Source organism: Hahella sp. NS-SX17, from assembly GCF_057367735.1.
This window is the reverse complement of sequence record NZ_CM170632.1, coordinates 4,926,844-4,938,368: the sequence shown is the minus strand read 5'-3', so window position 1 is coordinate 4,938,368 and position 11,525 is coordinate 4,926,844. Positions and strand designations below refer to the sequence as shown.

10 protein-coding genes are annotated in these 11,525 nt (G+C 55.9%); 7 read left to right on the top strand and 3 right to left on the bottom strand.

Translation table 11 applies throughout. The features are described 5' to 3' along the window. Positions 1-153: 153 nt before the first annotated feature. The 7 genes from AC2IBB_RS21900 to cysG all read left to right on the top strand — a co-directional run bounded on the left by AC2IBB_RS21900 (position 154) and on the right by cysG (position 9,227). Positions 154-1,377, top strand: a complete 1,224-nt coding sequence (locus tag AC2IBB_RS21900) for an O-succinylhomoserine sulfhydrylase (RefSeq protein WP_486328865.1) — start codon at positions 154-156, stop codon at positions 1,375-1,377. Positions 1,378-1,619: 242 nt separating this feature from the next. Further along, positions 1,620-4,112: a DNA translocase FtsK gene (locus AC2IBB_RS21895; protein WP_486328864.1), complete on the top strand. Its 2,493-nt coding sequence runs from the start codon at positions 1,620-1,622 to the stop codon at positions 4,110-4,112. 5 nt (positions 4,113-4,117) lie between these two features. Further along, entirely contained in the window at positions 4,118-4,747 is a 630-nt protein-coding gene (gene lolA / locus AC2IBB_RS21890; RefSeq protein WP_486328863.1) for an outer membrane lipoprotein periplasmic chaperone LolA, read from the top strand. Then, positions 4,744-6,090: a replication-associated recombination protein A gene (locus AC2IBB_RS21885; protein WP_486328862.1), complete on the top strand. Its 1,347-nt coding sequence runs from the start codon at positions 4,744-4,746 to the stop codon at positions 6,088-6,090. Before lolA ends, AC2IBB_RS21885 begins: the two co-directional genes overlap by 4 nt. Positions 6,091-6,117: 27 nt before the next feature. Beyond that, complete coding sequence (gene crcB / locus AC2IBB_RS21880) at positions 6,118-6,501, top strand: fluoride efflux transporter CrcB (RefSeq protein ID WP_486328861.1); 384 nt, start codon at positions 6,118-6,120, stop codon at positions 6,499-6,501. Positions 6,502-6,525: 24 nt separating this feature from the next. Further along, positions 6,526-7,809, top strand: coding sequence for a serine--tRNA ligase (gene serS, locus AC2IBB_RS21875; protein WP_486328860.1), 1,284 nt, complete (start codon positions 6,526-6,528; stop codon positions 7,807-7,809). An 8-nt stretch (positions 7,810-7,817) separates the two neighbouring features. Continuing rightward, a complete protein-coding gene (gene cysG / locus AC2IBB_RS21870; RefSeq protein WP_486328859.1) occupies positions 7,818-9,227 on the top strand; it encodes a siroheme synthase CysG in 1,410 nt (469 codons plus the stop codon). Positions 9,228-9,286: 59 nt separating this feature from the next. On the opposite strand, the gene AC2IBB_RS21865 is transcribed toward cysG, so the two are convergent. The 3 genes from AC2IBB_RS21865 to modB are packed head-to-tail and all read right to left on the bottom strand — an operon-like array spanning position 9,287 to position 11,522. Further along, positions 9,287-9,733 (bottom strand): bifunctional diaminohydroxyphosphoribosylaminopyrimidine deaminase/5-amino-6-(5-phosphoribosylamino)uracil reductase RibD, encoded by a 447-nt coding sequence (locus AC2IBB_RS21865; protein ID WP_486328858.1) that lies wholly within the window; start codon positions 9,731-9,733, stop codon positions 9,287-9,289. A 23-nt stretch (positions 9,734-9,756) separates the two neighbouring features. After that, positions 9,757-10,833 (bottom strand): molybdenum ABC transporter ATP-binding protein, encoded by a 1,077-nt coding sequence (gene modC, locus AC2IBB_RS21860; protein ID WP_486328857.1) that lies wholly within the window; start codon positions 10,831-10,833, stop codon positions 9,757-9,759. After that, positions 10,830-11,522: a molybdate ABC transporter permease subunit gene (modB, locus tag AC2IBB_RS21855; RefSeq protein WP_486328856.1), complete on the bottom strand. Its 693-nt coding sequence runs from the start codon at positions 11,520-11,522 to the stop codon at positions 10,830-10,832. The genes modC and modB overlap by 4 nt, the downstream gene beginning before the upstream one ends. Positions 11,523-11,525: the final 3 nt, after the last annotated feature.

Below are 11,525 nucleotides of genomic sequence, written 5' to 3'. Positions count from 1 at the left end.
ATGACGCTGGTCGCTATACCAGCGTCAGTCGCGGTATTATCCATGCTGCGGTCGGTTCAATAGGCCGCACGAAACAACGCTATATCACCGGATGTGGGAGCGCGCGGAATTCGCTCTCCCCAGGCGGACCCACTTCATATCCAGGAACAGGCGATGTCAGGTAGAAAAACTGAAACCCGTGAACTTCTGCTGCCTCCGGAAATTGACTGGCGTGACGCCACGCAGGCGATTCGCGCGGGTCAGATCCGCACTCAGGAGCAAGAGCATGCGGAAGTGATTTACCCCACTTCCAGCTACGTTTTCAAGTCGGCGGCGGAAGCTGCTGCGACATTCGCAGGCGATAATCCCGGCAATGTCTATTCGCGCTACACCAACCCCACCGTGCGCATGTTTGAAGAGCGTCTGGCGGCGTTGGAGGGGGCGGAAAACTGTGTGGCGACCGCCTCCGGCATGGCGGCGATTGTTTCCGCCTGTATGGCTTTGCTGAAAAGTGGCGATCATGTGGTTTGTTCCCGCAACGTATTTGGCACCACTCACGCCGTATTTGATAAGTACATGAAGAAGTTTGGCGTAGAAACGACTTTTGTGCCGCTGACGGACATGGATGGCTGGCGTGCGGCGATCAAATCCAATACGCGGTTATTGTTTATCGAAACGCCATCCAATCCTTTGAACGAAGTGGCCGACATTGCGACTCTGGCGCAGTTAGCGCACGCCAATGGCGCTTTGCTGGCGGTGGATAATTGTTTTTGTACGCCGGTTTTACAAAAGCCGCTGAGTCTGGGAGCAGATTTAGTGATTCACTCGGCGACCAAGTATCTGGACGGCCAGGGGCGTTGCCTGGGCGGTGCGGTAGTGGGAAACACTGCGTTAACGTTGGAAGTGTTGGCGTTCCTGCGCTCCGGCGGCTTCACCATGAGCCCCTTTAACGCCTGGGTGTTCCTGAAGGGTCTGGAGACGCTGCCTATTCGCATGAAAGCGCATTGTGAGAACGGCATGAAGGTCGCCCAATGGCTGAATGAGCAAAGCTGGGTGGAGAAAGTCCACTATTGCGGATTGCCTGACCATCCAGGCCATGAACTGGCCACGCGTCAGCAGAAAGGCTATGGCGGAGTGTTGTCATTCAAGGTGAAAGGCGACAGAGAAGAGGCCTGGTCATTTATCGACAATACCAAGTGGATCTCCATTACCGCCAATTTGGGGGATGTGAAGTCCACGATGACGCATCCGGCGACTACCACTCATGGTCGCCTTTCCGATGACGATAAGGTTCTGGCGGGTATTTCCGAAAATCTGATTCGTCTCTGTGTGGGACTGGAGGATTTCGAAGATATTCGCGATGACCTGTTGGCTGGCGCAGCGGCGCTGGGCGCTTGATTTTAGGCGCCGGGGCGGCTGAAAGCCCCGGCGTTTTTCGTCTGACCCCGCCTGATATGACAGCCAAGCCGTCGAAAAATGCATCTCCCGCCAACTTGAGCTAGAATAAAATCAATATAAACAAATAGATAGAGCGCAATTTTAATTTTTGGCGTTAAATTCTATTAATGCGCGGTTAAGCTGGGTTCACCTAGACTCCCGGCTTGTGTACACTACTGAATATTTAGCCAGCTAAAATCTTTATGCCAGCAGATATAGAAGACAACAGAGCGAAGCGCTACCTGGAGCAGGGGCTCCGTGAGGGGGTGTTGATCGCTTGTGTTACCATCGCCGTTTATCTGGTGTTGGCCCTGGTCTCATACAACCCATCAGACCCTGGCTGGACCAGCACAGGGCAGCATTCCCAGGTCGTTAATTACGCTGGACGCGTCGGCGCCTGGATTTCCGACGTACTGCTGTATTTCTTCGGTTACGTCGCCTACTTATTTCCCTTTTTGTTTGTCTTGCGTTCAGTGCAACTGTTCCGTCAGCGCCACATGCGTCATCCCATCAACTGGTGGATGGTGGTTATCCGTGTAGTCGGTCTGATCGTGCTGGTGCTGTCCACCTGCTCGTTGCTGACCATGTACTCTGTCAGCGGTCTGAACTCCAGCTCCGGTGGTATTGTCGGCGCGGAAGTCGCAGGGATGGCCGTCAACACTTTTAACATTATCGGCAGCACGCTGGTATGGGTGGCGCTTTCTCTGTTTGGTTTCAGCATCGCCACCGGTTTGTCCTGGCTGAAGATCATGGACTGGGTTGGCGCCAAGACACTGGCGTTGCTCCGTCGCATCAACGAAGAGTTTTCGTCTGCGAAAGTGAAGATGGGAGAGCGAGCGGAAGCCCGCCGTGAAGAGAAAGCCAGAATAGAGGCCGAAGCGCCGCCTCCCAAGCCTAAAAAAGCGAAACGGGAAGTGAAAGACTTCGATGATGAAGACGAACGTATTCCGTTGCTGGACTCTCGGGTAAACGTCCCTGAAGAACAAGAGGCCAAAAAACGCTCTCTATTGAGCTTCGGTAAGAAGAAAACCGAGGCCAAAGTTGAACCCAGCTTGGGCGATACCATGGACGTGGATAGCGATACGCCTGCGGACAAAAAGATCAAGATTCTGCCGTTCCAGAAAGAAGCGGGAGGGGAGAGCAAACGAGCCAAGCGCGCGTCGCAACCATCCCTGTTTAACTTTGCAGAAGGTCCGTTGCCTTCTTTGAATCTGCTGGATCCGCCTGAAGCTTCGAAAAAAGGCGGTTACTCCCCCGAGGTGCTGGAAAACCTGTCGCGCCTCCTGGAGGTGAAATTGAACGACTTTGGCGTCGTCGCCGAAGTGGTGGAGGTGAACCCCGGTCCGGTGATCACCCGTTTTGAAATCCAGCCTGCGCCCGGCGTCAAAGTCAGCCGCATCAGCAATCTGGCCAAGGACCTTGCGCGTTCGCTGGCGGTAATCAGCGTACGTGTGGTGGAGGTCATTCCCGGCAAATCTGTGGTGGGTATTGAAATTCCTAATGAAAACCGGGATATCGTGCGTTTGCGTGAGGTGCTGTCCTCTAAAGCTTATGACGACTCCAGTTCGCCATTATCCCTGGGACTGGGGAACGATATCGCGGGTAATCCAGTCGTCGCCAATCTGGCGAAAATGCCCCACTTGCTGGTGGCGGGCACCACGGGCTCAGGTAAGTCCGTGGGCGTAAACGCCATGTTGATCAGTATGCTTTACAAGGCGACTCCGGAAGAGCTGCGCCTCATCATGATCGACCCGAAAATGTTGGAACTGTCCATTTACGATGGTATTCCCCATCTGCTCACTCCTGTTGTGACGGACATGAAGGAAGCCGCCAATGCGTTGCGCTGGTGCGTTGGGGAAATGGAGCGCCGTTATCGTTTGATGGCCGCCATGGGCGTCAGAAACATCGCAGGCTTTAATAAAGTCGTGAAGGACGCCATCACCGCTGGCGAGCCGATTCGCGACCCGCTGTGGAAGCCGGGCGATAATGCGCTTGAAGAAGAGCCGCCGATGTTGACTCCACTGCCATTTGTTGTGGTGGTTGTTGACGAATTCGCCGATATGATGATGATTGTCGGTAAAAAAGTGGAAGAATTGATCGCCCGTATCGCCCAAAAGGCGCGGGCGGCGGGAATTCACTTGATCCTGGCGACCCAGCGGCCGTCGGTAGACGTCATTACCGGCTTGATCAAAGCCAACGTGCCTACCCGTATGGCGTTCCAGGTGTCCTCTAAGATTGATTCCCGCACTATTCTGGATCAGGGCGGCGCGGAGCAGTTGCTTGGACACGGCGACATGCTGTATCTGCCTCCCGGCACAGGCTTGCCTATTCGCGTGCATGGCGCTTTTGTCGATGACGATGAAGTGCATCGCGTAGTGGATGATTGGAAGCAGCGGGGCGAGCCCGATTACCTTGATGAAATTCTTGACGGCGCCACCGACAGCGAGTTTGTCGCTAGTTTCGACGGCGGCGGCGACAATAATAATGGCACTGAGAAGGACGATCTGTTCGATCAGGCTGTGGCCTTTGTGACGGAAAGTCGCAAGGCGTCCATATCCGCCGTGCAGCGTCGTCTGAAAATAGGCTACAACAGGGCGGCCAACCTGGTGGACGCGATGGAGTCGGCGGGCGTAATCTCGTCAGCCGGCCATAACGGTTCCCGGGAAGTTTTGGCGCCACCTCCTCCTAGAGACTGATATCCATGAAATTATTGAAACTACTCTCTGTGGCGGCGTTGAGCGCCGCCAGTATGATGGCGAATGCGGCGGGCGTGGATACGCTCTCCGGCCTTTTGAAAAACGTAGAAACATTCACTGCCAACTTCACCCAGACGATGCGTTCTCAAAACGGACAGGTGATGCAGGAAGTGGCTGGCGTTTTGAAGGCCAAACGTCCAGGTTTGTTCTATTGGAAAACCAAGGCTCCGTTGGAGCAGACTATTGTGACGGACGGCCAACAGGTGTGGATTTATGATCCGGATTTGGAGCAGGTAACCATTCAGCATCTGTCGCAGCAACTTTCCAACACCCCGGCGCTGCTGCTGAGCGGAGAAGTAGGAAAGATTGATGAGCAGTATCAGGTAGAGCAACAACCGGAATCACAGCCAGGACAGGTGGACTTCCTGCTGCGTCCAAAAGGCGTGGATTCCCTTTTTGATACGCTGCAACTGAGCTTCGTCAACGATCAACTAGTGAGCATGAAGCTGAAAGACTCTCTTGGTCAGCAAACCAGTTTGTTTTTTACGGCTGTATCGATCAATCAGGGCGTTAGCGATAAGGCGTTTCATTTTGAAATTCCCGATGGCGTCGACGTTATCCGGGAGGCGCCTTGACGCTGAACCTGTTTGAGTCGGAAGAACGCAGCCGGAGCGCGCAGTACGCGCCTCTGGCGGCGCGAATGCGTCCCCGCGCCATTGATGAATACGTTGGACAGACGCATCTGCTGGATGCAGATAAACCGCTACGCAAAGCGCTGGAACGTGATCAGCTGCACTCGGTTATTTTCTGGGGGCCGCCTGGAGTAGGTAAAACCTCTCTCGCTCGATTGGTGGCGGGATACACGGGCGCGGAGTTTATTACCTTGTCCGCCGTGCAGAGCGGAGTCAAGGAGATCCGCGAAGTCAGTCAGCGCGCCCGAGCGAATTCTCAAAGTGGACGCAAGACCATCGTGTTCGTGGACGAAGTCCACCGTTTCAATAAGTCCCAGCAGGACGCCTTTCTCCCCTACGTAGAAGAGGGCGCCTTTGTTTTTATTGGCGCTACCACGGAAAACCCTTCTTTTGAGCTGAATAACGCACTGTTATCACGGGCGCGGGTGTATCCACTAAAACCGCTCACCAATGATGACCTGACGGCGCTATTGCAACGGGCGCTGACAGACGCTGAAAACGGCCTGGGGCAAACTTCCTGGAGTTACGACGACGATTTGTTGCGAATGATCGCTGAGGCCGCCAATGGCGATGCGAGACAAGCGCTGAATATCCTTGAAACCATGTCCGATCTGGCGGACCCGGGCGAACAGGGCGGGGCGCTTTCCCGTGAGCTTTTAGCGTCGGTGATGCAGGTCTCTTTAAAGCGCTTTGATAAAGGTGGCGACGCGTTTTACGACCAGATTTCCGCCTTGCACAAATCCGTACGCGGCTCCAACCCTGACGGCGCTTTATATTGGTTCGCCCGCATGCTGAACGGGGGCTGCGATCCTTTGTATGTGGCCCGCCGCGTCGTGCGTATGGCCAGTGAAGACATCGGCAATGCCGATCCGCGAGGCCTGGATCTCGCACTCTCGGCCTGGGATGTGCAGGAGCGGCTGGGCTCTCCGGAAGGGGAGCTGGCGGTTGCTCAGGCGATTGTCTATCTAGCCTGCGCACCGAAGAGCAATGCGGTTTACACAGCTTTTAACGCTGCGATGAAGCTGGCGGCGGAGTCGCCGGATTATCCCGTTCCCGTGCATTTACGTAATGCGCCGACCAAGTTGATGAAAGAAATGGGCTACGGCAAAGAATACCGTTATGCTCATGACGAGCCTGGGGCCTATGCCGCCGGCGAGACATATTTGCCTGAAGAGCTGGATGGCCTGCGTCTTTATCACCCAGTTGAGCGAGGCCTGGAAAGCAAAGTTAAGGAAAAGCTGGAATACCTGCGGAGTCTGGACGAGGAGTATCAGAGCCGCTCCTGAACCACCTGAAATCTGTCCGTGATCATTATGAGCATTCCTCATCTTGTCTATGTCGCTCTTGGCGGCGCGCTCGGCGCCGTCAGCCGGTATTTAATCGTAGCCTGGGTCAGTAATATCGCTGGCGCCAAGTTTCCCTGGGGAACCTTGGCGGTCAATCTGCTTGGCTCTTTTCTTCTTGGGACGGCTTTTGTGTATGTGGTGGAGAAACTGCATGGACAACCCGAGCTGCGATCTTTGATAATGGTGGGCTTTTTAGGCGCATTGACCACGTTTTCCACCTTTTCGCTGGAAGCCTGGAGCCTCATGCAAAGCGATCAGCTGTTGCAAGGCCTCGCCTATATTTTAATGAGCGTTATACTATGTCTCTTCGCCGTGGGCGCAGGTATCGCTCTGACTCGGCTTATTCTTTGATTTAAAAAATTACTGGACGAATTCATGTTAGATCCAAAATTGCTTCGCAACAGCCTGGATGAAGTGGCTGCCAGACTAAAGACCAAACGCTATGACCTGGACGTAGACGCGTTCAGTCAATTAGAAGAGCGGCGCAAGTCCGTTCAGGTCCGTACTGAGGAACTGCAGAGCGAGCGCAACAGTAAGTCGAAGAATATCGGCATGATGATCAAGCAGGGTCAGGACCCGCAGCCTCTGAAAGACGAAGTGGCTAAAATCGGCGAAGAACTGGAGTCCGCCAAGGCGGAGCTGCAGGACATCCAGGACAAACTGGACGACCTGCTGCAAGGCATTCCCAACCTTCCTGACGCTGCTGTTCCTGAAGGAGCAAGTGAAGACGACAACGTGGAAGTGCGCAAATGGGGAAACATTCGCGAATTTGATTTCGAACCCAAAGATCATGTTGATCTGGGTGAGAGCCTGGGCCTGTTGGACTTCAACAGCGGCGCCAAGCTGGCCGGCTCCCGTTTTGTGGTGATGCGCCGCGAACTGGCCAGACTGCATCGCGCGCTGGCGCAGTTCATGTTGGATATTCACACCACTGAACACGGCTATCAGGAAACCATGACGCCGTTTTTGGTGCACGCGCATGCCTTGCAGGGCACGGGACAGTTGCCCAAATTTGAGGCGGACCTGTTTAAAGTGCCGGGCGAGCATGACTTTTATCTGATCCCAACGGCGGAAGTGCCTGTCACCAATTTGGTGCGTGAAGAAATTCTGGACGCCAAAGAACTGCCTCTTAAAATGACCAGCCATACTCCCTGTTTCCGTAGCGAAGCGGGCAGCTACGGCCGTGACGTGCGCGGAATGATCCGCCAGCACCAGTTTGAGAAGGTAGAGCTGATTCATGTGGTCGCGCCGGAGCAATCTGATGCGGCGTTGGAGGAACTCACCGGCAATGCGGAACGAATCCTGCAGTTGTTAAACCTGCCGTATCGTGTAGTGGCGTTGTGCGGGGGCGATCTGGGCTTTTCCGCGGCGAAAACCTACGACATCGAAGTCTGGTTGCCAGCGCAGAAGAAATATCGCGAGATTTCTTCCTGCAGCAACTGTCGTGACTTCCAGGCGCGTCGCATGCAGGCGCGCTGGCGTAACCCTGAGACTGGCAAGCCGGAGCTGGTGCATACGTTGAACGGCTCTGGACTGGCGATTGGGCGCACCCTGATCGCTGTGCTGGAGAACTACCAGCAGGCGGACGGCTCCATTTTGGTGCCGGATGTGCTGGAGCCATACATGGGCGGCGTGAAGGTGATCAAACCAGCTAACTGAGGCCATTGATGTCCACACAACTACAGACCTGGGACTTCCTGCCCATTTCCATGAATCTACAGGGCAGGGAATGTCTTGTAGTTGGTGACACCGAGCAGGCGGTGCGAAAAACCGACCTGCTATTGCGCGCAGGGGCCAAAGTGCGGCTCCTGGGCGATCCGGATGCGAAGGCGCTCATTGAGAGCGCTGACGTACTCAACGCCATTACCCTTACTTCTGAGTCTTTTCATCCCGAGCTGCTAAAGTCGTGCGCGATGGTTGTCGCGGCATCCGACTCCACAGAACTGAACCAACACGTGGCGCAAGCCGCTCAAGCGCGCGGCGTTCCTGTCAATGTTGTGGAGCAGCCGGAGCTAAGCAGTTTTATCTTTCCTTCTATTATCGACCGTCACCCGGTGTTGGTGTCCGTCACCAGTTCCGGCGGCGCGCCTGTATTGACCCGTTTGCTGCGCAACCGTCTGGAGTCGCTGATCCCCCATGGTTTCGGCAGGCTGGCGGACTTGGCGATGGAGTTCCGGGATAAGGTCCGGGCCCGTTTTGGCCATATCAATCAGCGGCGTCGCTTTTGGGAATCCGTACTGGAAGGCGTCGTTTCCGACCTGGTGTTTTGCGGACGCACGGACAAAGCCAGGGCGATGCTGGATGACATGCTAAGTGGTGAACAGGCGGATGCGATCAAAGATACGGGCGAAGTGTATCTGGTCGGCGCCGGCCCCGGCGATCCTGACTTGCTGACGTTTCGCGCGCTACGTTTGATGCGTCAGGCCGATGTGGTGTTGTACGACCGTTTGGTGTCGCCACAGATTCTGGATCTGGTGCGTCGCGACGCCAAGCGCATCAATGTGGGCAAAGCCCGTTCCAACCATACTTTGCCGCAGCAGGAAATCAACGCCATGTTGGTGGAGCTGGCCAGGGAAGGAAAACGGGTGTTGCGTCTGAAAGGCGGCGACCCCTTTATCTTTGGCCGCGGCGGAGAGGAAATCGATCAATTGGCGGACGCGGGCATTCCGTTTCAGGTCGTGCCCGGGATTACCGCCGCTTCAGGATGCGCGGCTTATTCCGGCATTCCATTGACCCACAGAGATCACTCGCAGTCGGTGCGTTTTGTGACCGGCCACCTGAAGTCCGATACCTGCGACCTGCCGTGGCGTGAGTTCGTTCAGGATAACCAGACCCTGGTGTTTTATATGGGGCTGGTAGGCTTGCCCATTATCAGTCGCGAGCTGATAGCGCATGGCATGAAAACGTCGACGCCAATCGCTCTGGTATCCAGAGGCACGCTGCCGGATCAACAGGTTTTAGTGGGAGAGCTGGGCAATATCGCCAAGAAGGTGGAAGAGCGACAGATTCCAGGCCCAACCATTATTATCATTGGCGATGTTGTGACCCTGCGTGATCGTCTGCGCTGGATGGATTAAAGATCGTCGATCTTGGCTCTGTCTACAGGTGCGGAGCCAATACAACTCTTGTTAAGCTCTCAACGGCTTTCCGGGCGCCACAAATACGCCTCAAGCTCCTTTTGCACCTCGTTTTCCAGTAACCCTGTCATCACATAAGCCCCCGCTTGTTTGAGAGCATCAATGCCGGCCCCGCGATTTTTCGGGTGGGGATCGATCATACCAACATACAGAGTGCGTATGCCTTGCTTGACCAGCGCCTGAGCGCAGGACGGCGTGCGGCCGTGGAAAGAGCAGGGCTCCAGGGTGACGAACGCGATGACGTCGTCGGTCGAACCAGGCAAATTTTGTAGCGCCATCGCCTCGGCGTGCGGCTGTCCTGGCTCGCCGGTGTGGCCCGATGCGACAACCTGACCGTTGCGCACCAGCACGCAGCCCACAGGCGGATTGGGGCGGCAATGCGCTATAGCTTTACGGCCTTCGATGATGGCCAGTCGCATGAAACGTTCTAGTTCACCGGTTTCCATTGGACTTTCTCTTTTTCAGGCGGTTAGTCGATCAAGGCCACGCTTTTCACCTGGGCGAACACCTGCATGCCTCTCTCAATACTTAATTGATCAATAGAGCGACGGGTGATGCGGGCGAGGATCGTTTCTTCACCCAGAGCCAGGCGCACCACCACCTGCGATGCCTCTCTGTCCGCGTTGATATCGATAACCTTGACGGGAATGCAGTTGGAGATACTGCTCAACTCGGGCGGCTTCAGCGCCAGGCTGACGTCCTTGGCGTGAATGCGAAGCCTGACCTGTTGGCCAATGGGGCCCTGTTTATGGTGCACCGCCAGCACGCCGCCAGGGACGTTCAGCAGGGTCTGGTGATATTCCAGGTCATGAGCCTGGATGGTGGCGTGCACGACGGCGCTGGCTTCTTCCAAGTGCGCCAGAGGCAGATCGGGGCGGGTGAGCAACTCGTTGATGGGACCGCCGGCGCGAACGCAGCCATGGTCCAGCAGCACCAGATGCGAAGCCAGGCGCATGACCTCATCGGGCGAGTGGCTCACGTAGAAAACAGGAATGTCCAATTGCTGAAACAGTTCATCCAGATAGGGAAGGATCTCTTCCTTGCTCTGTAAATCCAGGCTGGCCAAAGGCTCATCCATCAACAGTAGCTTCGGGCTGGTGAGCAGGGCGCGACCAATCGCGACCCGTTGCCGTTGTCCGCCTGACAGTGAAGGTGTATTGCGTCCAATCAGCGGCTCCAGTTCAAGCCAGCGAATGACCTCTTCCGGCGCTACCCTGCGTTCCCATTGCGGAATGCGCTGGTAGCCGTAGAGCAGGTTGTCCATGACTGATAAGTGGGCGAACAGGCTTGGTTCCTGGAACACGTAGCCAAGGGCGCGACGATGCGGTGGAACGAAAAGATCTGTGCTCTGCCAGACTTCGTCCTTGATTTGCAAGGCTCCTTTTTCCGCTCGCTCCAGACCGGCGATAAAACGCAGCAGCGTGGTCTTGCCGGAGCCGGAGCGGCCAAACAGAGCGGTGACTCCCTGGCCTGGCGTGGTGAACGCCACATCCAGGGTGAAGTCGCCTTTGTGAGAGAAGAAAGACGCGGAGATATCGTCGTTCATGCGATCACCTTCGCTGGCTTGCGGATAACCTGCAACGCCAACAGCACTGTGAAGGAAAAGATCAGCATGCCAGCGGAGAGAATATTAGCCTGCGTGTATTCGATGGCTTCCACATGGTCATAAATGGCCACCGACAGGACTTTGGTTTCGCCAGCGATGGCGCCGCCGATCATGAGCACGATGCCGAATTCGCCAATCGTATGGGCGAACACCAGTACAGCGGCGGTGATAAGCCCGGAACGGGACAGCGGCAGCGCGACGGTCATGAATCTATCCCAGGGGGAGGCGCGCAAGGTGGCGGCGACTTCCAGGGGACGATCGCCCAAGGTCTCGAAAGCGTTCTGAATAGGCTGCACCGCGAAGGGCAGCGAATAAATGACGGAAGCGACAACCAGGCCGGGAAAAGTAAAGGGCAGCACGCCCAATCCCAGGGCTTGAGTGATCTCGCCAATCGGGCCTTTGGGGCCTAACAGCAGCAACAGATAGAAGCCCAGTACCGTGGGCGGCAGCACCAAAGGCAGAGAGATGATCGCCTCCAGCGGACGTTTGCTCCAGTGTCGACTCTGCGCCAGTCCCCAGGCGATCGCCGTGCCCAGCGCCATCAGAATCAGGGTGGTCAGCCCCGCCAGTTTCAGCGTGATCCACACCGCCTGCCAGTCGACCAGCCCCTGAACGCCCAAAGCATTCATCTA